The following is a 25825-nucleotide window of genomic DNA, read 5'->3' on the forward strand; positions in this document are numbered from 1 at the left end:
TGAGAAGCGTCTCTGCCATGTGTGTCAATGCTGCCTGCGCGTGCCCTTGTAGGAGTATCGGGCGGTCGTCGTGCCGGCGAAGAATCCGGCAGCGCTGCCGGTGGCCCACGCGTCGACACTCGGGTCTCCAGAGGCGAGCAGTTTGGCCATGCTCTCGGTGTACAGGGTCCCGTTGTGGGCGAACCCGGGGCTGGCGAGCGCGGCGTCGATCTCCGCATCGGTCTTGCCGTCGAACATCGGGTGATCCCGCAGCGCCTCGTAGTCGAGTTCGACTCGGGCGGTCGTCCGGTCCTGTCCTGCCGGGTTGTCGGTCCCGTCGAGAGTCGGCACGATGTCCTGGGCGTGTTCGAGGGAGAGCACCTCGATGCCGTCGGGGATGTCGAAGTCCCCGACCGGGCTGCCGGTGGTCATGACGGCGGAGACGTTGACCCGCTTGCGGAACTCCGGATCGGCCGCGAGGCTCGCGGCGGTCATGCCGCCTTGGGAGAACCCGGTGATCATCACCTCGTCACCGGGCGGGATGCCGGCGTCCTCGATCGCCTGCCTGACGGTTTCGCGCATGACGCTGTCGTATCCGGCTGCGGTTTCGACGTTCGTCGTCATATCTGTGCCATTGCGGCTGGGGTCCGCGCTCCAGTCGGTGGTGGCTGGGACGTAGATGATCCAGCGGGTGTCGCCGTCTGCGTCGACGATCTTCTCGATCTGCACATCCCCGTTGTCCTTGCCGCGGTGGGAGTCCAGGGTGCGTTCGAGCAGTTCGGTGGCGTCCTTCGGCGCGGTGGCCCGCTGCGGATCCGGCTGCCGGTGCTTGCCGCCGGTGACGGTGACGTCAGTGGAGTCGAACAGACCGAACTGACGGCCGGCGATGAGGATGATCCCGGCGAGATCCTCTGTCGACTGCGGGCCGGTGACGGTGCTCAGCGGGCCGGGCAGGCCGAGGAACCCGCCGATGAAGCCGGGCAGGACGTGTTCGATGAGCGGCTGGGCGAACTCGGGATGGTGGGCGAGCGCGGTGCCGATCTTCTCCAGTTCCCGGCCGGCGGCATCGGCTAGGACCGTGTGCTTTCCCGTCGTGATGAGGTGCAGCGCGGTACCTCCGGCGACGATGAGCGTGATGGGGTTGGTCAGCACGGCAGCGCCGACGGCAAGCCCGATCCCGGCTCCGGCGACGACGGCGGTGCGGGCCATGTGGCCGAGTGCGACGCCGGCAGCGGTGGCCGCGCGGGAGAAGATCTCCTCTGCTGCCTGTTCGCTGGCCCGGTAGGCGGCAGCGCTGTTGCTCAGTGCCCCGGCGGTCAGCAGCAGCGAACCGGCTGTCGATCCGCTGCGCAGCAGGAAGTCGTTGATGCGGCCCTGCAGCTGGAGGGCGGCTGGCATGGCCAGTGGGCTGATGACGAGGCGGGAGATCGTGGCGTCCGACGCCGCCGCCCCGCGCAGCACAGCGCCGAGGTCGCCTGCCGTGGAGATGAGGACTTCAGCGGTGCGGTCGAAGTCGTTGAGGTGGGCGTGGATGCCGCCGGCACCGCCGCTGACCTGGATGTCGCTCATCGCCGGATCTCCTCCTCGTCGACGGCCAGGGCTGCGGTGGCGGCGATGAGGTCGCCTGCCATGCGGGTGCGGATCCACTGCTGGAATCCGGTGCCGCCCAGTTCTGCGTGCATCTGCTCCCACACGTCAGCACCGAGCAGCGCGCTCACTCCGTGCGGGCAGTCCGGGCAGTCGTGGATGACCCACCGGCGGGCCCGGACCGGGTCGATGCGATCGCTCAAAAGGCAAGTGACGGTGCGCTGCCCGTCATCGGGAATGAGAGCCGTGATGACATCGCCGATCTCCGCCGGGGCGCAGGTGGTGCCGATGAACCCGGCTGGTGCAGGTTGATCGGGGGTGTGCTGGCGGCACAGCAGCACACAGGTGTGGCCGAGGAGGGCTGCGACGATGAAGAGCTCTCGTTCGTCCAGGGTGATGCTCACACTCCATCGCAGGCGTCCGGCGGCCAGCACGGTGCTGGCCTGCCGCACCCAATCCTCCATCTGCGCTGCGCTCGGCAGCTGCTCACCGGCAGCGATCGCGGAGGCATCATCGAGCGGAGTCGTGCGCGCTCGCTGCTCTGGGATGAAGGCCGGTGGCCAGTGTGCCAGGTCAGCGGCGTCCAGACAGGTGAGAGCTGCAGCGGCGATCGGCAGCCATGCGTGGCGCTCGGGTGCGTGCGTGCTCATAGGCCCAGCGCCTGACCGACCGGTGAGCTGCGCAGCTCAGCGAGGTAGTGGTCGTAGGCTTCGACGACGGCTTGGGCCTCTGTGGCGAGTGACCCGACCTCACGGGCGTGTTCGTCGATCCGCTCGCGGAACACCTCGGCGGCGGATGAGACCCAGCCGACGGAACCCGATTGCCGGCACACCGCCTCGGCTCTGGCGCATTCCTCGGCCACGCGCATCCACGCTGCCTGCGACTGTTCGACATCGGCAAGCAGGCCTTCGAGTGCTGGCATGAGATGCGGTTCGATGATGTGCTCATCGATCTGGTCTTCTGCCCACTCCCTGCCGGCCTTGCCGACCTCGATGGTCTTGCCGACCGCCTTGTCGACGATCGGCTTGGCCACCGGCCAGACGTACCCTGCGTGTCCACCCATGCCGGAAGTCTCACCCGCGCTGTCATGGTGGGCACCGCCTCGGGCGCGGGGTGTGGATGACGCCTGCGCGTCCACACGCGGCTCGGACCGGGCGTCAGCCGCGCAGCTCACCCCGCGCGAACGACGGCTGTGCGAGGTTGTCCTGCAGCTCGGAGCAGATGCGTTCAGCAGTCTCATCAGCTGTCTCGTCGCTGCCTTCACACCCGAGGGGCAGCTCCAGCGGTTCAGCGACGGTCTCGATGACAGCGACGATGTCGCCGCGCTCACCGCGCAGTCCCGTCCGGACCCGCCGCATGAGATGATAGGGGCCATGACTCGCGCATCGCTCTCTTCGCTTGACCTTGCCCTTGGACCCCTCGACGGCCGCTACCGCGCCGACGCCGCCCCGCTGCTGGATTACCTGTCGGAGGCCGCGCTCAACCGCAACCGCATCCACGTCGAGGTCGAATGGTTCATCCATCTGGCCGACAACCGCGTGGTGCCCGGCACGCGCGAACTCCTCGATGACGAGAAGTCGCAGCTGCGCGGAATCGTCGAGAACTACGGCCAGGAGACCATCGAACAGCTGGCGACTTTCGAGGCCGTCACCGTCCACGACGTCAAGGCCGTCGAATACACGATCAAGGAAGCGCTGTCGTCGATCGGTGCTGATGACCTCTCGGAGCTCGTGCACTTCTGCTGCACGTCCGAGGACATCAACAACCTCTCCTACGGTGTCGGCATCAAGGGCGCGGTCGAGGACATCTGGTTGCCGCGGGCAGCTGCGCTCATCGACCAGCTCGCTTCGATGGCCGAGGAGCTGGCCTCGGTGCCCATGCTCTCCCACACCCACGGTCAGCCGGCGACCCCGTCGACGATGGGCAAGGAGCTCGGCGTGTTCGTCCACCGGCTGCGCCGCCAGTACGAGCGGATCCGCGACACCGAGTTCCTCGGCAAGATCAACGGCGCGACCGGCACCTACTCGGCGCACACGGTCACCGTCCCCGAGGCGGACTGGCCTGCCCTTGCCCGTGAGTTCGTCGAGAAGCTCGGGCTGACCTTCAATCCGGTCACCACGCAGATCGAGTCGCATGACTGGCAGGCGGAGCTGTTCGCCGACATCGCCCGGTTCAACCGGATCGCCCACAACCTCGCCACCGACATGTGGACCTACATCTCGATCCACTACTTCAAGCAGATCCCCGTCGAGGGCGCGACCGGCTCGTCGACGATGCCGCACAAGGTCAACCCGATCCGGTTCGAAAACGCCGAGGCGAACCTCGAGATCTCCTGTTCGCTGCTCGACACGCTCGCTGAGACGCTCGTGACCTCGCGGATGCAGCGCGATCTCACCGACTCGACCAGCCAGCGCAACATCGGCGTGGCGCTCGGCCACTCGGTGCTCGCGCTGGGCAACCTCGTCAAGGGCCTGGAGAAGCTCGCGATCGACACCGACGCCCTCGATGCGGACCTTGAGAGCAACTGGGAGGTGCTCGCCGAGGCGATCCAGTCGGTCATGCGTGCGGCCTATCTCACCGGAGTGCCGGGTATGGACAACCCGTACGAGAAACTCAAGGACCTCACCCGCGGGCACCGCGTCGACCGGGCCGAACTGCAGTCCTTCATCCACAGCCTCGGGCTGCCGCAGGAGGACGCGGACCGCCTCGCTGCGCTCAGCCCGGCGACCTACACCGGCCTGGCCGCCAAGATCGCAGCCGAGGCGGTGGCCGCCTGGCGTGCAGTCGCGCGCTGAACGCGGTGACGACGACCCCGTGACTCACCGCCCCTGTCTCACCCCGCCGGACGCGGCGTGAGACGAGAGGCGATGAACGGGAATACAAGCACCGTCACCGCTCCTCCGGTGACCATGGTCGAGGCCATCGTCGTGGAAATGAGGCCCGACGATGCTGCGATCTGGGTGACAGCGACGATGATGGGCAAACCGGTCGCCGAGTAGAAACCCAGTGCTGCCCGCTCACGGACCGATCCCAGCTCGGAATGCGTCGATGTCAGCTGCTCGCGCAGGAAGACCGGCAAACCGCGCACCAATCCGATGACCGTCACGAAGCCGACGAGCAGCGGCCACTGAGCGAGTACGGCAGCAAGATCGATGGTCATTCCGCTGGTGACGAAGAAGACCGGGATGAGGAAGCTGAATCCGACGATTTCGATCTTGTGCATGACCTCCTCGGCGTGGCGGGGCGAGGCCGCGCGCAGGGACGCGTTCATGAGGAGCCCGGCGGCAAATGCGCCGAGAGCGACATCGAGTTCCAGCAGTGCCGTCAGCAGCATGAGGGAGATGAGCACCCAGACGGTGATGCGCAGCGTTGTCTGCATCGTCGAGTTCGAGGCCGCTCCGAAGGCCCGTCCGAGCAGCGGGATCCGGCGGAAGATCCGCACCGGGATCGCGACAGTCACCACTGCGGCGACGGCGAAGAACAGGAGGATCAGCGCCGCCTGCCAGGTGCCGCGGGTGGACAGCAGCAGGGACATCGCCACGATCGGCAGCAGCTCGCCGTATGCGCCATGGACCATGGCCGCCCGGCCGAGCGGAGAATCCATCACGCCGGAGTCCTTGAGGATCGGCAGCAGGGTGCCGAGGGCAGTCGAGGTGGAGGCGATGCCGAAGACGATCGCGACCTGCCAGTCACCCTGGAGCACGAGGAATCCGGCGCCGACGCCGAGCAGCGCACAGAGGACCCACGTCAGTGCCGCGTGCCGGCCCTGACGGCCGCGCATGTCCGAGGTGTTCACTTCGAAACCTGCGAGCAGGAAGAGGAAGCCGATGCCGAGTTCCCGGAGAAACTCGACGGCCTCGGTGCTGTCGGCCAGGCCGAGGGCGTGCGGCCCGATGACGATACCGAACACCAGCAGCCACACGACATCGGGCACGAGGCGTCTGGTGGTGAGCGCGAGGATCGGTGCGAGCACGGCGGCGATCGCGATCCACCACATCGACAGGAGATTGTCGACGAGCATGTGAGACTCGTGCATGAACCTGCTTCCTCCTTCGACTTGGTCCTACGCTACCTGCGACCGCGCCGATGACCGGAAGGTCCTCAGCGGCGGCGCACCCAATAGCCGATCTGCGCGGCCGCCACGATGATCGGCCACGCATGGAAAGGGTGTAGCAGACGCGCCACGGTGCCATCTGACCCGGGCTCATGCCGGCATACGGCTGCCAGGCATCTGAGGCGCCGAGAGCCCCCGGAGAAGGGATGTGCTCCGGGTGGGTCATCCCGGTTTCGACGTTCCACCCGAGCCCCGGCAGGTCTCTCAGGTTCCAGCGAGCTGATCGCCTGCGACGATGTGGATGCGGCCGATGTGTTCAGCGAGGTCTGAACCTCCTCGGTCCCTCAGCGGGGCTGCGGGCGAGGCCGGTCGGCCAGACGATGGCGGGCAGCCTGTCGGTGCCGGCCGCATACGGGGCGACCCAACCTCCGCCTGCCACCGTCACCCAGTCTGGGGCTGGGATCGGTGTGGCCATGGGCGCAGTCCAGCCGCCTCACCGGAAATGGATGAGACACTGGGCACATGAGCACAGGCGCCGAGGAGACCGCCCCGCTGACCGACACCCGGGCGGCTGCCCATCCGATCGAGCTGTCGGCCCGACTGCGTGAATTCCTCGCAGGCGACCCACTGCGAGACGCCGCCGGAACCGGCGCGCAGACCATCGCGAACCTGCCTTTCACCGGTGAGCCGCTGACGGCTTTCGCCGGGGCGAGCGCCGCTGATGTGGAGGCTGCGATCGCCCGCGCCTCACGCGCGCAGACAGCGTGGGCTGCCCGCAGTGTGCGTGAGCGCGCGGCAGTGTTCCTCACCCTGCACGATCTGATCCGGCGCAGCGAGGAGCTGCTCCTCGACGTCGTCCAGGCCGAGACCGGCAAGGCCCGCCAGCACGCCTACGACGAGGTGCTCGACTCCTACAACGTCTGCCGATTCACCGCGCTTGCCGCCCCGCGCACACTGCGCACGACGCGCCGGCGCGGTGCTGTGCCCGGGCTGACCCGCACCGAGGTCGATTACGCGCCGCTCGGGGTCATCGGGTTCGTCTCGCCGTGGAACTATCCGCTGTCCCTGGGCGCCAACGACCTCGTCGCCTCGCTCATCGCCGGCAACGCGGTCGTCCACAAGCCCGATTCGCAGACGGTCCTTTCGGCTGTGCTCATGCGCCAGCTCGCGATTGAAGCGGGCCTTCCGCGCGATCTGTGGCAGCTGGTGCCCGGCCCGGTGGAGGATGTCTCCGAACCGATGCTGGCCGGGGTCGACGGGCTGTCGTTCACCGGATCGACGGCGGCCGGCCGGGCCATCGCCGAGGCGGTGGCCGGCCAGGCTCATTCCGGCTGTCCTGGAACTCGGGGGCAAGAACGCGATGATCGTCTGCGCCGACGCCGATATGGACACCGCTGTGGACTGTGCCGCGCGCGGGGCGTTCTCCTCTGCCGGGCAGCTGTGCCTGTCGATCGAGCGGATCTACGTCGCCGGCGAACGCTACGGGGAGTTCGTCGATCGGCTCGTCTCCGCCGCCGAATCCCTGCAGCAGGGGGCGGCGTTCGACTATTCGCGCGATCTCGGTTCGCTGACGTCGGCTGCGCAGGTGAAGAAGGTCCACGGTCATGTCGAGCAGGCCCGCGCAGCAGGCGCCACGGTGCGCTGTGGGGGTTACCTGAGCACGGAGGCCGGGCCGTGGATGTACGCCCCAACCGTGCTCACCGACGTCACAGCCGACGCCGACCTCTTCGCCGCAGAGACCTTCGGGCCGGTGGTCAGCGTCTACCCAGTGGCCTCCGATGCTGAGGCCATCACTGCAGCCAACAGCCTTGACGTCGGGCTCAATGCCAGCGTCATCTCCACCTCGGCGTCCCACGGCTGGCAGGTCGCCCGGCAGGTCGAGGCCGGAATGGTGAATATCAACGAGGCCTTCGCCGCGGTGTGGGGTTCGATTGCGGCGCCGTCTGGAGGCATCAAGGACTCTGGGCTCGGGCACCGGCACGGGACCGAGGCGCTGCTCGCCTTCACCCGCACACGTGCGATCGCCCGGCAGGCGCTGCACCCGCTGGCCCCCAGTGACCGGCTGCCGGCCGAGCGCTTCCAGCACACGATGACGACTGCACTCGCCGCGCTGCGGGCTCTGCGCATGCGCTGAGCTCACGCTCACGTCTCACGGCCAGCTATGTCCCGCACCGCACAGCAGCCGCAGACCCCGTTGATTGATACCCCTAGAGGGTATAGAATCGCGTCATGACACAGACGAACCCAGCCCCCGCCTCGGGCCCGGACACGAACAGCCCGGCAGCCGGTGCCTACACCCCGGCGCCCCCGGGTTATCTGAAGGACAAGCAGGCCTTCCGCAACCGGGTCAAGCGCATCGAAGGACAGGTGCGCGGGATCGGCCGGATGATCGAAGAAGACACCTACTGCATCGACATCCTCACGCAGATCTCTGCCGCCACCGCCGCCCTGCACTCGGTGTCGGTCGAGCTGCTGCGCGAGCATATGGGTCACTGCGTCGTCTCCGCTGCCCAGGAGTCCCCGGAGGCAGCGGCTGCCAAGGTTGACGAGGCCACCGCCGCCATCCGACGGCTCATCAAGAGCTGAGAAGGGAGAATCCCATGCACACCACCACCATCACCGTTTCCGGCATGACCTGCGAGCACTGTGAGCGCGCCGTGAAGGAGGAGCTCAGCGCGCTCGACGGCGTCCGCAGCGTCGAGGTCGACCTGGTCGCCGGCGGCGACTCGACCGTGCGCATCGCATCAGATGCCGAGCTCTCAGCTGTCGCCATCGAAGCCGCCGTCGATGAGGCCGGTTACGAGGTTCGCTGATGAGCGCCGGCCCCGCTGCCGATCGCACCCGTCCTGCCGAGCAGCCCCGCAGCGTCGATCTCGACATCACCGGGATGACGTGCGCGTCGTGTTCGGCGCGGATCGAGAAGAAGCTCAACCGACTCGACGGCGTCGAAGCGACCGTCAACCTGCCGCTCAACTCCGCCCGCGTCACCGCCGGCCCGGACGTGACCGATGAGCAGCTGACCGCTGCTGTCGAGAAGGCTGGATATTCGGCGACGGTGCGCACGCCCATGGCCCCAGGCCGCGGCCCGGAGGTCATCGACTACGACCCACGGCACCTGCGCCCACGGCTCATCGGATCGGCAATCCTCGGCCTGCCCGTCGTCGTCATCTCGATGGGCATGGGGCTGGGGATCCCCGGCTGGCAGTGGCTCGTCGCAGCCCTCAGCCTGCCGGTCGTCACCTGGGGTGCGTGGCCGTTCTACACGGCTGCCTACAAGGCCGCCCGCGGCCGGTCGACGACGATGGACACGCTGGTGAGCGTCGGCGTCATCATCGCCACCGTCGTCTCACTCGTCGCACTCGCGCGGGCTGCGGCGGCCGGGCACCTGTGGTACATCCCGCACAACTACCACGTGTGGTTCGAAGCTGCGGTGGCGATCATCGTCTTCCTGCTCACCGGCCGGCTCATCGAGGAGCGCGCCAAGGGCCGGGCGACCGAGGCGCTGCGCGAGCTGCTGAGCCTCGGTGCCACCGAAGTGCGGGTGATCCGCGAGTCCGGCGAGGTCGAGGTGCCGATCGAGGACCTGGCCGCCGGCGAGGTGTTCCGCGTCCGCCCTGGTGAGAAGGTCGCCACGGATGGTGAGGTGGTCAGCGGGCATTCGGCGGTCGATGAGTCGATGCTCACCGGAGAGTCCGTGCCCGTCGAGGTCAGTCCCGGAGACACGGTCACCGGCGCGACGATCAACACCTCCGGGTCGCTCACCGTGCGCGCCACCCGGGTCGGCGCCGAGACGACGCTGGCGCAGATGGCCGAGCTCGTCACCCGCGCCCAGACCGGAAAACCGCCGGTGCAGCGGCTGGCTGACCGGATCTCGGCGGTGTTCGTGCCGATCGTCTTCGTCATCGCCGCGGCGACCCTGCTCGTCTGGGGCCTGGCGGCAGGCTCCTGGTCCGGCGGGCTCATCGCCGCGACGACGGTGCTCATCATCGCCTGCCCGTGTGCGCTCGGCCTGGCCACCCCGACGGCGGTCGCCGTGTCCTCTGGGCGCGGCTCCCAGCTCGGGATCCTGATGTCCGGGCCCGAGGTGATGGAATCGACCCGGCGCCTCGACACGATCGTGCTCGACAAGACCGGCACGGTCACCGAGGGCCGCATGCAGGTGGCCGAATCCCAGCTCTCAGACGACGATTACGCGATCGCCGCGGCTGTCGAGGCGCATTCGGAGCACCCGATCGCCCAGGCCATCGCCGCCGCCGGCTCCGCAGCCCCCGCTGGCGCGGCCGGCACCTCTGGTACGGCCGCTCCGGCGATCGAGGTTACCGACTTCGCCAACATTCCCGGCGGCGGAGTGCGCGCCACCGTGACCACCGCCTCGGGAACGGGAGCATCTGCCGGCCCTGCCCACGCGGTGCTCATCGGGCGGCCGGACCTGCTGCGCGAGCACGGCATCGACGTGCCCGCGGCCGAGGTCCCGGACCTGCCGGCGACGATCGTCGCCGTCGGCATCGACGGCCGGTTCGCCGGCTGCATCGCCGTCGCCGATGCGCTCAAGGACTCTGCGATTGCTGCAATCAAGCAGCTGCGCGAACTCGGGCTCGAGCCGATCCTGCTCACCGGTGACAACGTCCGGGTCGCCGAGGCGGTCGCCTCCGAGGTCGGGATCGAGCGGGTGCATGCCGATGTCCGCCCCGACGGGAAGGTCGAGGTGGTCTCTGCGCTGCAGGCTGAGGGACGGTCGGTGGCGATGGTCGGCGACGGCGTCAACGACGCCGCGGCACTGACGCAGGCCAATATCGGCCTGGCGATGGGCTCGGGCACCGACACCGCGATCGCGGCCTCGGACATCACGCTCGTGCGCGATGACCTCGCACAGATCCCGCAGGCCATCCGGCTGTCCCGGCGGACCCTGGCGATCATCCGCGGCAATCTGTTCTGGGCCTTCGCCTACAACACCGCTGCGATCCCGATCGCCGCGCTCGGTCTGCTGAACCCGATGATCGCCGGTGCTGCGATGGCGCTGAGCTCGGTATTCGTCGTGCTCAACAGCCTGCGCCTGCTGCGCTTCCGTTGAGCTGAGCTCACCGGGGTATGCCCGCCGGGGCGCATTCACGGAGGACATGTAAAAGCGCTTGCACTGTTGCCCGGACATTGAAAGATTCAGGCGAAATCTTTCAATGTCCGGGGTTCGTCTTTAGACTCAGACCATGTCGTGGAATCCAGCGGTGCCCTACAACGAGCTGCCCTCACTGCCCGCAGCCGAGGTGCTCGAAACTCACCGGATCCTCAAGGCTGCCATCGGAGCGCGGGCGGCACTGGCCGGTCTCGACCAGGCGCGCAGAAGGATTCCGAACCCGGAAGTGCTCGTCAACTCGCTGCCCTACATCGAAGCGCAGGCCAGCTCCGAAATCGAGAACATCGTCACGACCACTGACGAGCTGCTGCGTTTCTCCCAAGTCGCCGATGCCTCAGCGTCTCCGGCAACAAAGGAGGCGTACCGTTACAGTCGCGCGCTCTTCGACGGTGCCGACTGGACGAATGCGCACACGCGCGGTCTACTTCAGGACCGGGAACGACTTCTGATCGCCGTCGTCCTTGCGGGTGCTGATCCAGTTGAGCAGCGCGGTCACACCGAAGACGACGAGGAACGTGATGACGGTGTAGAGGCCGACGAGCCCCATCGCCTTGAGGCTCGACCAGGCGGCGGTGAAGAAGATCGTTGAGATGAGGACGATGCCAGCGGCAACGACACCGAACATGAAGGAGTCCTTGTAGCTCACGGTCGTGTTCGACGGGTATGCCGGGGAGTGGGAGTCCTGTTGATGAGCCATAGTGGCCACTATTCTACTCCGTACCGCTGCGGCGGGCGAGGCCGGGCGCAGCCTGGCACACTAGTGACATGACAGGACGAACACCCGCCAGCGCCGCAGCCCGGATCCGCAGCCGCTGCCGGCGTGCAGCCGCGGTGCTGAGCGTCGGTGTCTTCCTGCTCACCGGCTGCAGTCCCGACGGCGGGCTGCGCGTCGAGAGCCCCGAGGGCCACCCGGTGCCCAGCGCCACCCGGCCGTCGGAGAACCTGCCTGTCGACGAACCGTTCTCCGCCGAAGAGATCCGGGAGGCCGCCGTCGATGACGCCGCACTGGCCGCCGATGCCGCACATGCCCAGGTGCTCGAGACCCTGCTGTACTGCACCGACTGCCTGACCCTGGGCGAACCGCTCATGGTCGGCGAGACGAAGTACCAGATCGCCCAGGTGACCACCCCGCGCGACGAACAGCGATTCGCTGGCCTGGTGGTCGGCGATGAAGACGGCAGGCCTGCCGTCAAGCTCGTCGTCTCGGGTACGGACCTGACGCTCACCCCCGGGCAGGGCGGTACGCTCGTGGCCCAGGAGTCGCTGTATCGCGACGGTGACAAGCGCTGCTGTCCCTCGGGCTGGTCGGTGCGCGTGTACCGGTATCATGACGGCCGGTTCGAGGGCGGGCAGCGGATCAGCCGCGACGGCGGGAAGTGACTCATCCCGCCTGAGACCCGCAGTCAGGGGCACGCCCCGTTAAGCTGTATGTCACACCCCTTCAGTACCGCGATTCATGTGCAGCGAAACGAGGTCCCTCATGCATATCGTGCTGGTCGAAGACGATGAGGTCATTCGCGAGACCACACAGATCTCTCTGGAGCGCTTCGGCTACACCGTCAGCGCGTTCGAAGACGGCCGCGACGGCTACGAGTTCGTCGCCTCCCACGGCGCTGACGTGGTGCTGCTCGACCTCATGCTGCCGACGATGAACGGCGCGTCGATCTGCCGGGCGATCCGCGAGAAGTCGACCGTGCCGATCATCATCATCTCCGCCCGCTCTGAGCCGATCGATATCGTCCAGTCTCTTGAGGCCGGCGCCGATGACTACCTCATCAAGCCTTTCGACATGCAGGTGCTCAACGCCCGCATCCGCGCCGTGGTGCGCCGGTTCATCACCGCCGGCAACGAGCCGATGGGCTTCTCCCCCGACGAGATCGGCCCACCGGCTGAGAAGGCCGGCAGCGATGTCGGCACGACCGTCGGTCTCGACGGGATTCCCGAGGTGCTCGGTCCCTCACCGGGACTGTCGAACCCGGGTTCGCATAGCGCAGCTGCCGAATCCTCCCCCGCTTCTGTTGCCGCACCTGCCGCCCCGGCCGCTGCCGCCGGGTCCCGCACCGGCCAGGCGACCCCCGCCTCGGGCACGGATGCCGCTGACCGCGGGCACTACCGCACGCGGCTGGGTTCGCTGGTGCTCGACAGCGCACGGCTGACCGTGCTCGTCGATGACAAGGAGGTGCATCTGACGCCGACCGAGCTGCGGGTGCTGCTCCTGCTGACCGAGGAGCCGGGGCATGTGTACTCGCGGGAGAAGATCGCCTACACCGTGTGGGGATACGAGTGGGCCGGTGATTCTCGGGTTGTGGATGTCCACATCCAGCGGCTGCGCAAGAAGATCGGCGCGCGGATGATCGAGACGGTGCGCGGCTTCGGCTACAGGTTCGCCGGGTAGGGGCGCGCGTGTCCCTCAGGTGGAAGATCGTCCTCCTCATCGTCGTCTCCGTCATCATCGCGGTGCTGTCCTGCGGTGTCATCGTGCGGCAGTCCGCGGCGGCGGCCGAGGACGACCGGATGCGCCAGCGGGTCTCCGACCAGCTCGAAGACGCGATCTCGATCTACTCCGACACCGGTGTGCTGACCCTCAACGCCACCGTCGACGACCCCGAGCTTCCTGATGAGGCGCAGACTGCCGCCCGCAAGGGCGAAAGCGTCACGATCCGCTCGACGGTCGACTGGCAGGAGACGATGTGGGCGGCCGCGCCGATCCAGGTCGGATCGCACACCGCGGTCATATCCGTGCGCAACTCGACGGAGGAGTCACAGAACCTGCTCAACGACATCGACCGGGCGATCCTGCTCGGGATGATCGGCGCAGCCGTCGTCATCGGCGGCATCGGTTCGCTGGCTGCCGGGCAGATCTCCAGGCGCCTGACGCTCGGCGCGCAGGCGGCCCGCAAGATCGCCGGCGGGGACACCTCGGTGCGGATCTCGGACGTCATCGAGGCCGGTGACGATGAGGTCGCCGCCTTCGCTGAAGCTGCCGACACCGCCGTGTCACGGCTGGTCGAACGACTGGACTCCGAACAGCGATTCACCGCTGACCTCGCACATGAGATGCGCACACCGCTGACCGGTCTGGTGAATGCGGCGAACCTGCTGGAGGAGGATTCTCGTCCTGCTGAACTCGTCAAGGAGCGGGTGAGCCGGCTGCAGGTGCTCGTCGAGGACCTGCTGGAGGTCTCGCGCTTGGATGCGGGGCGGGCGACCCCGTCGATTGCGCCGATGAACGTCGACAACTCGATCCGCTCACTCGTCTCGACCCTGCAGGGCTCCGGTGCGTTCACCGGCCAGGAGATCGAGGTGGTCTGCGACTCCGACGGGCGGACAGTGATGACCGATCAGCGGCGCTTCGAGCGCATCATCTCCAACCTCATCGTCAACTCCGTGCGTCACGGCAAGGCGCCGATCGTCGTGCGCACGACCCCAAGCTCGGTCATCGTCAGCGACGCCGGTTCCGGCTATCCGGCCGACATCCTCGCCTCGGGGCCGACCCGATTCGTCTCCTCCGGCGGCGGGGGTATGGGACTGGGGCTCGTCATCGCCCAGGGCCAGGCGAAGCTGCTGGGCATGCACCTGCTGTTCCGCAACGCTCCAGACGGCGGGGCGGTCACGGAGGTCGTCTTTCCCGAGGCACGGGTCGAGGAGGAGATCGTCAGAACCCATACCGGCGCCCTGCCCGAGGTGGGTCAGTGACGTCCCCGCGGGGACGTCAGCGCCCCCGGGTGCTCGGAGCTGGGGCTGCGGTTAGGCGGCTAAGCCGAGGTCATCCTGTGGTTTCTCCACGCCGAAGAGCCAGGAGACGCATTCTGCGAGATTGAAGCCGTAACCGCCGCCGAACGTGCTGACGCGATCGGGTCCGTAGAGCTGCTCGAACGGGCAGGCGGTGAGATTCAGCGGCTCTGACATGACCTCGGTGACCTCGTCGAGGTCGTCGGGCGGGTGCGCCGACGGCGTCCAGTCGATGGTGTCCTGCGTGTGTCCTGGGGGTGCCAGGAGCAGATGGGTTTCGAACTTGCCGACATCCCGGCCGTCTGCGGTGAGGAAGACGAACCCGGTGCTTCCCTGCCGGGCTCCGGAGTGCGGTGCATCGGTGCGGGCGATGCGCAGGTGGTGTTCATGCACGGCGATGTGGTGGGAGCGGCACAGCAGGACGAGGTTGTCGAGGTCAGTCGGCCCTCCTTCCGACCAGGGCTGGCGGTGGTGCGCCTCCAGCCGGCGGCGTCTGCCGCAGCCGGGGAACTGGCACAGTCCCAGGTCCCTAACGCTGAGGGCCAGGCGCTGCCGAGAGCTCGCCAGCCGCTTCGTCCGGCCGAGCACCAGCACGTCTCCGAACCGGTCGAGTGCCGCGCCGATGATCGCCGAGCTGCAGGCCAGCCGGGCAGACGACTCCGCAGAGATCGCCCCGTACCCGTCGACGTAGCTCTTCTGCTCTGGCGCAGACGTCCCCGCGGGGACGTCTCCGGCATCGTCGGGTACCGGCTGTGCCTGCACCTTCGCCTGCACCTTCGCCTGGGCCTGCGCGAGGGTGTCGGGTGAGACGTGGACGACCATCGTCGCGCGGGCCGCATCGGTGCGTGAGCCGTTGGCTGCGTCGGAGCCGCAGCGCACGAGCTCCATCAGCGCCTCGGCCTGGGTGGGGAAACCGTCCGCGTGGACGTTGCTGGGGTTCTCCGGCACCTCCGGCTCTCCGGAAGCGGATGCTTCCCCAGCGGCTTCGGCCTGCTCGCGGACGAGCCGGTCATGGGCGGCGCCCACCGCAGCGAGGATTTCGGCGGCCTCGGCCTCGGGCAGGTCGATGAGGATCCGTGCCCGCCCCTGCCCGTTCGGCAGGATGGTGAACCGGTCCTTATCCCCGCTGATGAGCTCCTGCCGCTCGTCATGCTTGACGAGCAGTGAGTACGTGCTCACCATCTTCGACAGCTGCTCGGCGGTGGCGAGGACGACGATCTCGGCCGCTCGCTGGCGGTCGATGCGATCAGCGACCCGGGTGATCGCCCGGACTTTCGAGTACGAGACCCGTCCGACGGCGAACAGCGAGGCCACCTCAGGCAGCTTGCGCAGTGCGCGCATGACGCGCAGGTATTCGCGTGCGGTGTGCACCTGCACTTCGCACACGAATGACACCCAGTGCGCCAGGCTGCGGATGCCGATCCAGCCCTCCCAGATACGGCTGCGCTCGACCTCGTCGAGGAGTGCCAGCAGCCTGGCCTGACACTGCGAGACGTGCGCAATCGCCTGTTTGACGGCGAGCACGAGGGCATCCGGATCCTCACCGGCCACCCCCAGGGAGGGAAAGCCCTCGATCGTGCTCAGCCGTGCGCCGAGCTCATCGGCCCCGGTTGCTCTGCCGGTCGCGGTATCGGTCTCGCACGTCTCGGTCGTGCTCGTCATCGCCATCACGGTCCCCTGTCACCGGGCAGTCACCTGCCCATTCGATACGTACATCCACGCTAGACTCCGGCACTGACATCGTGGGCTGACCTGCGACGATGATGGCGAGCGGGGAACCCGCCTGCCAGTCAGCTCAGCGGCGGCCACCACCTCGGGAACGGCCACCTCGGGAACGGCCACCTCGAGAACGGTCGCCTCGGGAACCGGTGCCGCCACGCGGTGACCAGCCGCAGCCCGCGACCAGCGCGTAGAGGCCAGCCCACTGCTCAGCCGACAGATCCTTGGGCAGGGTGCTCGCGCCGAAGCCCTCACGGGCCAGCCAGCCCTTGACCGCCTGACGGGCGCGCTGCCCGACGATCCGGCTGAGGATCTCGGGCAGTCCTCGCCCGCGGCCGGTGAACACCGCGTGGACGAACCCGCGGTAGGCCCGCCGGTCGCTTTCGGCGAGCAGGGGCGCAGCGCGCCGGGTCATCCGCAGCATCCCGCCGTCGACGCTCGGCATCGGCCGGAAGGCACTGCGCGGCACCCGGCCGAGCAGCGTGAAGTCGATCCACGGCCACCATTGGGCGGTCATCATTGAGGCACCGCCCACTCCGGCCCGGCGCCGGGCGACCTCCCACTGCACGAGCAGCACCGCCTCCTGCCAGTGCGGGATCGGCAGGATGTGGCGCAGCATCGCCGTCGTCAGGTGGTACGGCAGATTGCCGACGATGACGCATCTGCCAGCCGGCAGATGCCAGCGCAGGAAGTCGGCGGTGACGATCTCGACCGGCGGCCCGCCGGCGGGTGCGGCGAGCTCGCGGCGCAGCGCGGCGGCGTTGCGCGGGTCGATCTCCACGGCAGTGAGAGGCCGGCCGAGCGCGGCGAGCCGGTGGGTCAGGGCACCGCGCCCGGGCCCGATCTCGATGATCGGTCCGCCGGATTCGGCGACGGCGCCGATGAGGGTGGTGATGGTGTGTGAGTCGATGAGGTAGTTCTGGCCGTGCTCATGACGGCCGCCACGATACGTGGGCATGATGTAGGACGCTCCAAAGGAATCTGGCGTCCGGGCAGCACAATGTCTCCGCCCGGCTGGTCACAGCGGAGCGGCGAAACCTGGGAATGGGAAATCCGAAGAAGGGTCCGCCGCTCAGAAGCGGAAACGGCCCCAAACGATAGCCTCAGTTGCTGACATCATGATGACACTGATGATACCGGTCCCGAGGCGGTGGTGTCGATGTCGACTTCGTCGAGGCCGTCGTCGTCGAGTTCGGCATCCGAGGCGACGTCGAGGAGTTCGTCGAGCTGCCGGGCGACGCGGATGTAGCCCAGGTGCGAATAGGCCTGCGGGTGGTTGCCGAGGTGCTGTTCGGCGACCGGCTCGTACTCCTCGGGGAACAGGCCGGTGGGCCCCATGAGGTTGTCGAGCCGCCGGAACAGATCACGGGCATCGGCGATCCGTCCGACCTTGATGAAGGCCTCGATCAGCCAGGTGGTGCAGATGTGGAAGCCGCCCTCGAGCCCGGGCAGCCCGTCATCGTAGTGGTAGCGGAACACCGTCGGCCCGACCCGCAGGTCGCGTTCGATCGCATCGACGGTGGCGATGAACCGCTCATCGTCTGCCGGCAGCAGGCCGGAGAGCCCGACGAACAGGCAGGCCGCGTCGAGGTCGTCCTCGCCGTAGGCCACTGTGTAGGCGCCGACCTTCTCGTTCCAGCCGTGGGTGATGACGTCCTCGGCGATGGTTTCGCGCAGCCGTCGCCACGCCCCGGGCATCGTGCGGCTGAACCGCTCGGCGATGCGGATCGCGCGGTCGACGGTCACCCAGCACATCACCTTGGTGTACACGTTGTGCTTCGGGGCCCGGCGGGCCTCCCAGATGCCGTGGTCGGGTTCGTGCCAGCGGCGCTCAACGGCGGTGACCATATCGCAGGTGAGCTTCCAGTTCTCCTCCGACAGCGTGCCGACGGCCGCGGTGAAGTCATCGAGCAGCTCGGTGACCGGGCCGAACACATCGAGCTGCACCTGGTGTTCAGCGGCGTTGCCCACCCGCACCGGCCGGGAGCCGGCATAGCCGGGCAGATGCTCCAGCACTGCCTCGGTCGTGAGCGCTGAGCCGTCGACGGCGTAGAGCGGGTGGAGCTGCTCGGGCCCGACCGTCATCTCCAGGATCCCGGCCAGCCATGCCAGGAAGCCCTCCGCCTCGGCGGTGGAGCCCAGGCTCAGCAGGGTGCGCACGGTCATCGAGCCGTCGCGCAGCCAGCAGTAGCGGTAGTCCCAGTTGCGGATGCCGCCGATCCCCTCAGGCAGGGAGGAGGTCGCGGCGGCGAGCACGCCGCCAGTGGGCACGTGGCACAGGGCGCGCAGAGTGATCGCCGAGCGGGTGACCTCGTCGGTCTTGAGTTCGGGCAGGGTGAGGCCGGCGACCCAGTTGCGCCAGTAGCCGGCCGCGCGCCGGCGCACGAAGGACTCCCCGCCGGCGAGCAGGTAGTCGGTATCGGCGAACGACCCGCCGCACACGAGCACCAGCACGAGCTTGGCGCGCTCCTGCGTGGTCGGCACGACGCGGGCCACGGCGGTGTCGGAGCCGTCTTCGCTGATGATGTCGAAGTCGACGCCGGGAGCGTGGAGCATCACCGGCTCCGAGGTGCCGAGCACCCGCACACCGTCGCCGACCTTCTCCAGCCGGATCGGGTACGAGCCGAAGTCCGGGCGCGGGGCGAACCGGATCTCGGCCTCGGCGTCGCCGGTGAGCACGCGCACGAGCACGGTGTCGAGGCTGTCCTCGGACACCGGGGCGAGGTAGTCGCGGGCGGTGAGCCCGGCCCACCGGGTCTCGACGATGGTGGTGTCGCGCTGATAGCGCTGGGTCAGCGACTTCTGCTTGCGGGCATCCGCGCCCGAGGCGGTGGCTGGGGCGACCGAGTAGTAGCCGGCGGCTGGGGAGCCGAGGATCTCGGAGAACAGGGAGGCCGAGTGGGGCAGTGGGTGCGGCATCCAGCAGATCCGGCCGCCGGGGTCGATAAGCGCGGTCGACTGCCCGTTGGCGAGTATCGAGTGCCGTTCGATCGGCACGGCGGTCTGGCCGAACAGCCAGGAGCGACGCAGCTCGAAGATGCTCGAGAGCACGAGCGAGACGGTCTCGGGGTCGGCGAGCTGGAAGCCTGCGGCGGTGTCGACGCAGGGGCGCCCGGAGACGGCCTTGCGGCAGTCGAGCGGGGCGACCGTGATGCCCAGGTCGGTGGTCGTCAGAGTCTCCAGAGCCCGCTCATCTGAGGTGTCGTCGCCGATGTAGACGACCGCGGCCGCTCCGAGGCGTTCGCGCAGCCCATTCAGCGCCTCGCCCTTGGTGGATTCGACGACGGTGAGGTCGGCGACCTCTTTGCCGCGGACGACGGACACGGCGACGTGCCGAGCCATCTGCGTGATGCCGGCTTCGACGACGGCGCGGGCATCGGGGTCGAGGCCGCGCAGGTGCACAGCCACACCGGTGGGTTTGAGCTCGAACTGCGCCTCGGGCACCATCCGCGCCAAGGAGGCCACCGACTGCTGCAGGTCCTTCAGGGCCGCCTTCGCCTCGGCGTCGAGGGCGTCGATGGCGTCGATGTCGGTCTCCGAGCCGTGGGAGCCGACGAGATGGACCTCACGCGGCAGCCGCGACATCGCTGCGAGGTCGCGCAGGGACCGACCGGAGATGACCGCGGCGTTGGTGTCGGGCAGGGCGGCCAGTGCGCGCATGCTGATGAGGCTGATGGGCAGCGGATAGGCGTGGGTGGGCTTGTCGACGATCGGAGCGATGGTGCCGTCGTAGTCGGTGGCGATGAGCAGCTTGGGGGTCCGGGCCAGGCGGACGATCTCTGCGAACAGCTCGGCATCAAGGGTGCGGGCGGCCTCGGCGAGGTCGCCGAGCGGGCCGGAGGTGGGGGCTGCGGGATCCCAGGAGTCGAGCAGGTCGAGAGATGCGGTCATGGTGTCCTCGTGGTGCAGGTGGTGCGGGGCGCCCGGCGGGCAAAGCGCATTCAGTGTAGTGGCTTGCCCGCGCCCAGGCGAACGGCCGCCTGCCGCCGGTGTCTCAGCGCCTGCCGAGCAGATGGTCGGGGAAGCGGTCGCGTTCGTAGGTGACGGTGTCGTAGCCGTGTTCGACGGGCTGGCCGTGCTCGTCGAGGCCGACGAAGACGATCTTGTCGATCGAGAGGATGATCTCGCCGGTGATGATGTTGCGGACCTGGCAGCGCATCGTCAGGGAGGTGCGCCCGAACTTCACGGCCACCAGCCCGATCTCGATGATGTCGCCCTGGGTGGCGGAGGCGAGGAAGTTGATCTCGGAGATGAACTTCGTCACGATCCGCTGGTTGCCCAGTTGGATCATCGCGTACACGACGGCTTCGTCGTCGATCCAGCGCAGCAGCGAGCCGCCGAACAGGGTGCCGTTGGCGTTGAGGTCTTCGGGCCGCACCCATTTGCGGGTGTGGAAGTTCATCGCCGGGCGGCCGGCCTTGTCGCGGGCGGTCGATTCGTCGGTGCCGTGCGGTGGGTTCGTCGCGTCGCTCATGTGCCCAGTCTAGGCATCGGGGTTCGCGGCGGGGTCGGTGGCCGGTCCCGAGGCGGTGGTGCGGCGGGCCTGTGAGCGGCGGGAGTAGCCGCCGAGCATGTAGAGCACGCCGGAGGCGAGCATGGCGGCGCCGGTGAAGCCGATGACGGTCAGTGCTCCCATGTCGTCTCCGAAGGCGATGATGATGCCGATGAGGGCGTGGATGCCGCCGACGATGAGGAAGTCCGAGGAGCTCGGCAGACTGCGCACGAGTGACCACAGCCACAGTTCGCAGGCGGCGTGCAGCAGCGCCCACACGGCGACGGCCGCGCGCAGCTGGCCGGGCTGTTCGGCGAGGAACAGGAAGATGATCGCCGGGATGACGATGACCGCCTGGCCGAGCACCGGGGTGCGGACAGAGGTGGTGACCGCGCGGGCGAAGCCGAGGATGAGCAGACCCTGGACGACGAGGTAGCCGATGAGCAGGTAGTCGGCGGTGTCGACGCGCAGGGCGAGCTGAGCGGGCCCGCCGATCTGCTCGCGGGGGAAGAAGACGGTGACGATGCCGAAGATGAAGGCCGCGGCACCGCGGGCGAACATCCACGCGCCGCGGGCGGACTGGCCGGCCCGGATCTCGGCGGGTCTGACCGCCTCGTCTGCGCTGTGCGATTCGTCTGCGCTGTGCGTCTCGTCGGGCTCTGGTGCTCCTGCGGGGGTATCAGACATCACCGCACAAGTGTAGCCGCAGGCCCACGAGGTGCGGGCGCCAGCGTCGACGGGCCTGACCTGGCCGATAAATCCGTACTTTCAATAATTCCGTATTTCTTGTATAAATGGGGTATGACCGATTCTGCTCCCGATGCACTGCGCGAGCGGCTCAGCGCGCTCGAAGACCGCATCGCTGCCCTCGAAGCGCGCCAGCCCGGCATCGCCGCCGATTCAGCACCCGGTGACCCAGCACCGGGTGACCCCACTGCACCGCACGGATCTGAGGCGACGCCAGCGGTGGATCCGGCGCGCAGCACGCTGTGGGCGCTCGAGGGTCTCAAACAGGCCACGGGTGGGGCCGGCGGGATCCTCTTCGCCGGAGATCTGCCGCAGACCCCGGCCGGCCCGGTGTCGTGGCAGTACGGGCGGCCGGCCGGCTACATCGACGACCTCGACTTCACCACCGCCGCCACCAGGCTCGACGCCCTCGGCCACTCCGTGCGGCTGGGACTGCTGCAGGAGATCCACCGCGGCACCACCTCGGTCGCGGGGCTCTCCGAGCTCGGCCGCTTCGGCTCAACCGGGCAGATCTACCACCACCTGCAGCAGCTGGCGAGCGCCGGCTGGCTCGAATCACCGCAGCGCGGGCAGTGGCGCATACCCGTCGAGCGCGTCATCCCCGTCCTCACGATCATCATCGCCGCGGTCGGCTGAGCGCCGCCCTGCCACCAACTCGCCGGTTTCCATCAGCAACGCACAGGAGGGACCCATGGCACACCGCACCCCGCCCACCGAGCACCCGAACACCGGCCGCACGCTGCGGCGCTGGCTGTGGCCCGGCGCTGCCGCACTCGCCGTGGCGCTGCTGCTCACCGGTCTGTCCCCGCTGTTCCCGCGCCTCGGCGGCAGCACCGGGGACGCAGAGCTCGGTGAGGAGATCATCGAGATCCTCGGCTCCCATCAGCGCCATCATGTGGCGATCGCCCGGCTGAGCGCAGACGGCGGTGGGCCGCGGTTCGCCGGCTTCGGCGCCGATGAGAACACCGAGTTCGAGATCGGCTCGGTGACGAAGACCTTCACCGGCGTGCTGCTCGGCCAGGCGATCGAGAAGGAGGAGGTCACCCTCGACACGACGCTCGGCGACATCTTCGGCGACGAGGCCGGCGGGGCAGCTGAGATCACGCTCATGCAGCTGACGACCCACACCTCGGGACTGCCGCGCCTGGAGCCCAGCGGACCGCTCACACCCCTCATCGCCCAGGTGCTGCACACCGACCCGTACCAAACCTCCGAAAGCGAACTGCTCGCCGGGCTGGAGTCGCTCGACGCGCCCAAGCCGGTCGATCCGGATGCCGGCGATGGCGAATACTCGAACTACGGAGTCGCGCTGCTGGGGCTCGCCCTGGCCGAGGCGGCCGGCACGGATTACCCCACCCTGCTGCAGGAGCGGATCTTCGAGCCGCTGGGCATGTACGACAGCTATCTGCCGGTCACTCGCGACGGCTTAGCCGCCGATGCTCCGCACGGCTACGCTGCCGGCGGCGTCCCCGCCTCACCGTGGACGATGAACGCCAACGCACCGGCCGGCGGGATCCGTTCGACTGCGGCCGATATGACCCGCTACGTGCAGGCGGTGATGACCGGTGAGCTGGCCGGCGCGGAGCAGGCCACAACCCGACATGCGCTGCTGCGCGAGGGACAGGAGATCGGCTTCAACTGGATGCTGCGGGTTCCGGATGCCGGTGAGAAGCACGTGATACTGCACAACGGCGGCACGGGCGGCTTCAGCTCGATCGTCGGCTTCACCCCTGAGGGCGAGGCTCTCATCGTGCTCTCGGACACGAGTCGCTCGGTCGACGATGCACTCGACGCCCTCATCGACGGAAAGGAGCAGTCATGAGCACGATCTTCGCGATCTTCTTCCTCGCATTCATCCTCGCCTGCGCCGGGCAGGCCGTCTGGCGCGTCATCCGCGCGCGCCGCGCAGTGGCAGCAGGCGGCCAGGACGTCCCCGTCTCGCGGATGGGGCTGTTCGTCGGCATCATCGCTGCCGTCACAGTGTTCATCATGCAGTGGCTGCTCGTCAGCCTGCCGAGCTGGGCGCTCTTCGTGTGGGTGCCGGCGGCACTGGCCGTCGTCTTCGCCGCCTTCGAGGCCGCACGCCTCGGCCCGCAGCTGCCATGGCTGCGTCCCGGGCGCGCTCGCTCGGACCTCGTCGCGGCCGGCGGTGAGGCGATCTTCTCCGTCCTCGTCATCGCAGCCGTGGTCGCCTCTGTCGTCCTGGCGCTGCAGTGAAACCTCAGGCGTCTCCGGTCATGCTGATGGTCAGCTCATCGCCTGACTGCGTGATCTGCGCGGCGGCTAAGCCGGTTTCGGCTGGGCCGGAGAGCGGCTCTCCGGTCTTCGGGTCGAACCGGGAGGTGTGACAGGGGCAGATGATCTCCTCTTCCGTCACCGTCTGCACCAAGCAGCCCTGGTGCGGGCAGATCGCGTTGAACGCGTGGAAGTCCCCCTCGGTGGGCTGGGCGACGACATACCGGTCGTCGACGACGACACCTGAGCCAACCGGCACCTCGGCCGCGGCCACGGTCGAGGGCTCGACGATGTCGTCGTCGGCGCCCGAGCAGCCTGACAGCGCTGCAGTGCCGCCGATGCCGGCGGCACCACCAGCCAGGGCTGACAGCTGCACCATGCGCCTGCGGCTCATCTCGTTGCTCATGCGTTCTCTTCTCCTGTCCTGCTCTCCCCTCGCGGGGTCACGGTGTCCTCGATGACGAACCTGCCGCTGCCGCCGGGGCTCGTCCAGTTCCCGTGCAGCGCATCGGCTTCGTCGACGCCCTGCATCATCGTGCGGTCGACCGGAGTGCCGACGGGGATGACGCTCAGCGACCCGCTCGGCTCCAGGATGACACACTGGGCGTCCTGCAGCCGTCCCAGCCCCGCCCTGCGCAGGGCGATCTGCACATCATCGGCGGTGACGTGCACGCGCCGCATCACCCGGGTGAGCATCGCGCCGTGGGCGACGATAAGGATCGGCTGGTTGTTCAGCGCCCGGTGCATCGGCAGAGAACTGCGCAGCGCCCCGAACAGCGCCTCCAGGCACATGAGGGTGACGAGCCCGATCGCACCGGCGGAGACCGTCGGCGGATGGCCGATGATGACCCGGCCGGCGACCGCACCGACCATGATGGCGACCACAGCGTCGAAGCTCGTGATGCCGGAGAGGACGCGGGCGCCGAAGATCCGCAGCAGGATGACGAAGACGGCGTAGATGAGGATCGCGGAGACGATGACGACGGGGATCCGCCACAGTTCGATGCCGAGCGTCTCGAGCAGCGCCGCCTGCCAGCCGTCCGGTGGCGTCATGAGAGCACCTCGCGCAGCACCGGCCAGGTGCGCTTCATCCGCTCCCGTCCGTAGGCTGCGCGATGGTCATCGGGCCGGGCGGTCAGGGTCCGGGAGGTCCAGATGCAGGCGTTGAGGCACAGCCGCGTGAAGGCGGCATGCTCGATGAGGCCCAGTTCCGTGTCGCTGAGCTCCGCGGGCGTGCCGGCGGCAGCATCCTGATAGGCGGCCACGGTTTCGCGCAGGGCTGCCAGCGGCCGTTCGGTGCCGAGCATCGTGTACGCCGCGGCGATCGCCAGCTCCGCCACACGCGGGGCGGTGCGGGCATCGCCGAAGTCGATGATCCCGGTGATCTGCTCATCGGCCACTAGCAGGTTGAAGTCGTTGAGGTCCTGGTGGACGACCTGCTCCTCCAGACCGTCCAGCTGCGGGACGATGTCGGCCTCGAAGCGCTGCGCGGCCGCCCGGGCCAGGGCGAGGTCGCCGGAAAGCTGGCCGCTGACCTCGGCCGCAACCTGTCCGGCGGCTTCGAGGCTGGCGATGCGCTGACAGGCGAAGAGGACGTTGGCACCGGTGGTCTCGAACGACCAGGGGTGCACCATGGGACCGGGTTCCCCGGCCATGCCAGCCAGTGCGTTGACCACCGCAGCTGCCGTCCGGCCCACCTGGGCGGAGTAGTTCTCGGGCAGGTGAGCGCCGGCAGCCACCCGGCCGGGCAGGTACTCCTGGATGCGTATGAGCGCCGGCAGCGTCCCCGCGGGGACGTCGACGCTGGCGACGAAAGGCCGGTGCTCCGCCCCTGCCCGGGTGTGGCCCGCCTCGGCGACTCCCGCGTCGGCAGCGGGGTCTGTCAGGGCCGGGACCTGGCCGGCGACCGGCAGGCCGGCCCGGGCGGCGGTCTCCTGCACGCGGGTGATCCAGTCGATGTGGCCGGGCCCCATCGTGCGGGTGGGGTATTCGGCCTTGAGCACGTAGTCGCGGCCGGCGGCGCGCAGGCGCACGTTGATGGCGATCTCGCCGGGCAGGAAGTCGCCGACCTCGGCGACGAGACCGAAGTGCGTGCGACAGATGTCGGTGAGCTCCGCGGCGGTGAGCGTGTGCAGCGGCCGGTTCATAC

At 68.6% G+C, this 25825-nt stretch carries 25 protein-coding genes and 2 pseudogenes; 13 read left to right on the forward strand and 14 right to left on the reverse strand.

What is annotated here, in order from left to right:
* Positions 1 to 24: 24 nt before the first annotated feature.
* The 4 genes from M3C25_RS02170 to M3C25_RS02185 all read right to left on the reverse strand — a co-directional run bounded on the left by M3C25_RS02170 (position 25) and on the right by M3C25_RS02185 (position 2924).
* Positions 25 to 1548, reverse strand: coding sequence for a hypothetical protein (locus M3C25_RS02170; RefSeq protein ID WP_259854804.1), 1524 nt, complete (start codon positions 1546 to 1548; stop codon positions 25 to 27).
* Entirely contained in the window at positions 1545 to 2216 is a 672-nt protein-coding gene (locus tag M3C25_RS02175) for a hypothetical protein (protein ID WP_259795017.1), read from the reverse strand. The genes M3C25_RS02170 and M3C25_RS02175 overlap by 4 nt, the downstream gene beginning before the upstream one ends.
* A complete protein-coding gene (locus M3C25_RS02180) occupies positions 2213 to 2629 on the reverse strand; it encodes a hypothetical protein (RefSeq protein ID WP_259844313.1) in 417 nt (138 codons plus the stop codon). The genes M3C25_RS02175 and M3C25_RS02180 overlap by 4 nt, the downstream gene beginning before the upstream one ends.
* Positions 2630 to 2723: 94 nt before the next feature.
* On the reverse strand, positions 2724 to 2924 hold the full coding sequence (locus M3C25_RS02185) for a hypothetical protein (protein WP_259795014.1): 201 nt from the start codon (positions 2922 to 2924) through the stop codon (positions 2724 to 2726).
* A 15-nt stretch (positions 2925 to 2939) separates the two neighbouring features.
* Between M3C25_RS02185 and purB the strand changes: the two genes are divergently transcribed.
* Positions 2940 to 4361, forward strand: coding sequence for an adenylosuccinate lyase (gene purB, locus M3C25_RS02190; RefSeq protein ID WP_259854806.1), 1422 nt, complete (start codon positions 2940 to 2942; stop codon positions 4359 to 4361).
* Positions 4362 to 4399: 38 nt separating this feature from the next.
* Here the strand turns inward: purB and M3C25_RS02195 are convergent, their stop codons facing one another.
* A complete protein-coding gene (locus M3C25_RS02195; RefSeq protein WP_259854807.1) occupies positions 4400 to 5602 on the reverse strand; it encodes a cation:proton antiporter in 1203 nt (400 codons plus the stop codon).
* 540 nt (positions 5603 to 6142) lie between these two features.
* Here M3C25_RS02195 and M3C25_RS02200 point away from each other — a divergent pair.
* The 6 genes and pseudogenes from M3C25_RS02200 to M3C25_RS02225 all read left to right on the forward strand — a co-directional run.
* Positions 6143 to 6877 (forward strand): annotated as a pseudogene (locus tag M3C25_RS02200) (aldehyde dehydrogenase family protein); the annotation flags it as partial.
* Positions 6878 to 6980: 103 nt separating this feature from the next.
* The gene (locus M3C25_RS02205; RefSeq protein ID WP_259854809.1) at positions 6981 to 7754 is read left to right on the forward strand and encodes an aldehyde dehydrogenase family protein; all 774 of its coding nucleotides are present in this window, start codon (positions 6981 to 6983) and stop codon (positions 7752 to 7754) included.
* A gap of 95 nt (positions 7755 to 7849) precedes the next feature.
* The gene (locus M3C25_RS02210) at positions 7850 to 8206 is read left to right on the forward strand and encodes a metal-sensitive transcriptional regulator (protein WP_102162456.1); all 357 of its coding nucleotides are present in this window, start codon (positions 7850 to 7852) and stop codon (positions 8204 to 8206) included.
* A 14-nt stretch (positions 8207 to 8220) separates the two neighbouring features.
* Positions 8221 to 8433, forward strand: coding sequence for a heavy-metal-associated domain-containing protein (locus tag M3C25_RS02215; protein ID WP_259854810.1), 213 nt, complete (start codon positions 8221 to 8223; stop codon positions 8431 to 8433).
* The gene (locus M3C25_RS02220; protein ID WP_259854812.1) at positions 8433 to 10691 is read left to right on the forward strand and encodes a heavy metal translocating P-type ATPase; all 2259 of its coding nucleotides are present in this window, start codon (positions 8433 to 8435) and stop codon (positions 10689 to 10691) included. The genes M3C25_RS02215 and M3C25_RS02220 overlap by 1 nt, the downstream gene beginning before the upstream one ends.
* 133 nt (positions 10692 to 10824) lie before the next feature.
* Positions 10825 to 11133: pseudogene (locus M3C25_RS02225) on the forward strand (Fic/DOC family N-terminal domain-containing protein); the annotation flags it as partial.
* A 39-nt stretch (positions 11134 to 11172) separates the two neighbouring features.
* On the opposite strand, the gene M3C25_RS02230 reads toward M3C25_RS02225, so the two are convergent.
* Complete coding sequence (locus M3C25_RS02230; protein ID WP_259854816.1) at positions 11173 to 11448, reverse strand: DUF3021 family protein; 276 nt, start codon at positions 11446 to 11448, stop codon at positions 11173 to 11175.
* 68 nt (positions 11449 to 11516) lie between these two features.
* On the opposite strand from M3C25_RS02230, the gene M3C25_RS02235 reads away from it, so the two are divergent.
* The 3 genes from M3C25_RS02235 (at position 11517) to M3C25_RS02245 (ending at position 14447) form a co-directional block, all read left to right on the forward strand.
* Positions 11517 to 12131: a hypothetical protein gene (locus tag M3C25_RS02235; RefSeq protein ID WP_259854818.1), complete on the forward strand. Its 615-nt coding sequence runs from the start codon at positions 11517 to 11519 to the stop codon at positions 12129 to 12131.
* A gap of 100 nt (positions 12132 to 12231) precedes the next feature.
* Complete coding sequence (locus M3C25_RS02240; protein ID WP_259854820.1) at positions 12232 to 13146, forward strand: response regulator transcription factor; 915 nt, start codon at positions 12232 to 12234, stop codon at positions 13144 to 13146.
* Between the two features lie 8 nt (positions 13147 to 13154).
* Positions 13155 to 14447 (forward strand): sensor histidine kinase, encoded by a 1293-nt coding sequence (locus M3C25_RS02245; protein WP_259854822.1) that lies wholly within the window; start codon positions 13155 to 13157, stop codon positions 14445 to 14447.
* 51 nt (positions 14448 to 14498) lie between these two features.
* Here the strand turns inward: M3C25_RS02245 and M3C25_RS02250 are convergent, their stop codons facing one another.
* The 5 genes from M3C25_RS02250 to M3C25_RS02270 form a co-directional block, all read right to left on the reverse strand.
* On the reverse strand, positions 14499 to 16145 hold the full coding sequence (locus M3C25_RS02250) for an HNH endonuclease (RefSeq protein WP_259854824.1): 1647 nt from the start codon (positions 16143 to 16145) through the stop codon (positions 14499 to 14501).
* 133 nt (positions 16146 to 16278) lie between these two features.
* Complete coding sequence (gene erm / locus M3C25_RS02255) at positions 16279 to 17160, reverse strand: 23S ribosomal RNA methyltransferase Erm (protein WP_259854825.1); 882 nt, start codon at positions 17158 to 17160, stop codon at positions 16279 to 16281.
* 158 nt (positions 17161 to 17318) lie between these two features.
* A complete protein-coding gene (gene otsB / locus M3C25_RS02260; protein WP_259854830.1) occupies positions 17319 to 20093 on the reverse strand; it encodes a trehalose-phosphatase in 2775 nt (924 codons plus the stop codon).
* A gap of 103 nt (positions 20094 to 20196) precedes the next feature.
* Positions 20197 to 20604: an acyl-CoA thioesterase gene (locus tag M3C25_RS02265; protein ID WP_102162540.1), complete on the reverse strand. Its 408-nt coding sequence runs from the start codon at positions 20602 to 20604 to the stop codon at positions 20197 to 20199.
* Positions 20605 to 20685: 81 nt separating this feature from the next.
* Positions 20686 to 21381 (reverse strand): hypothetical protein, encoded by a 696-nt coding sequence (locus M3C25_RS02270; RefSeq protein WP_259854831.1) that lies wholly within the window; start codon positions 21379 to 21381, stop codon positions 20686 to 20688.
* Between the two features lie 114 nt (positions 21382 to 21495).
* Here M3C25_RS02270 and M3C25_RS02275 point away from each other — a divergent pair, with 114 nt between their 5' ends.
* The 3 genes from M3C25_RS02275 to M3C25_RS02285 are packed head-to-tail and all read left to right on the forward strand — an operon-like array spanning position 21496 to position 23658.
* Positions 21496 to 22077, forward strand: a complete 582-nt coding sequence (locus M3C25_RS02275; RefSeq protein WP_259844317.1) for a helix-turn-helix domain-containing protein — start codon at positions 21496 to 21498, stop codon at positions 22075 to 22077.
* Positions 22078 to 22132: 55 nt separating this feature from the next.
* Positions 22133 to 23263, forward strand: coding sequence for a serine hydrolase domain-containing protein (locus M3C25_RS02280; RefSeq protein ID WP_259854832.1), 1131 nt, complete (start codon positions 22133 to 22135; stop codon positions 23261 to 23263).
* Entirely contained in the window at positions 23260 to 23658 is a 399-nt protein-coding gene (locus M3C25_RS02285; protein WP_259854833.1) for a hypothetical protein, read from the forward strand. Before M3C25_RS02280 ends, M3C25_RS02285 begins: the two co-directional genes overlap by 4 nt.
* 4 nt (positions 23659 to 23662) lie before the next feature.
* Here M3C25_RS02285 and M3C25_RS02290 read toward each other — a convergent pair whose 3' ends face one another.
* The 3 genes from M3C25_RS02290 to M3C25_RS02300 are packed head-to-tail and all read right to left on the reverse strand — an operon-like array spanning position 23663 to position 25823.
* Complete coding sequence (locus M3C25_RS02290; RefSeq protein WP_259854834.1) at positions 23663 to 24082, reverse strand: QcrA and Rieske domain-containing protein; 420 nt, start codon at positions 24080 to 24082, stop codon at positions 23663 to 23665.
* On the reverse strand, positions 24079 to 24729 hold the full coding sequence (locus tag M3C25_RS02295; protein ID WP_259854835.1) for a DUF421 domain-containing protein: 651 nt from the start codon (positions 24727 to 24729) through the stop codon (positions 24079 to 24081). The genes M3C25_RS02290 and M3C25_RS02295 overlap by 4 nt, the downstream gene beginning before the upstream one ends.
* A complete protein-coding gene (locus M3C25_RS02300; protein ID WP_259854836.1) occupies positions 24726 to 25823 on the reverse strand; it encodes a phosphotransferase in 1098 nt (365 codons plus the stop codon). Before M3C25_RS02300 ends, M3C25_RS02295 begins: the two co-directional genes overlap by 4 nt.
* Positions 25824 to 25825 lie beyond the last annotated feature (2 nt).

The organism is Brevibacterium luteolum, assembly GCF_025147615.1.
In the GTDB taxonomy this organism is placed as follows: Bacteria; Actinomycetota; Actinomycetes; order Actinomycetales; family Brevibacteriaceae; genus Brevibacterium; species Brevibacterium luteolum.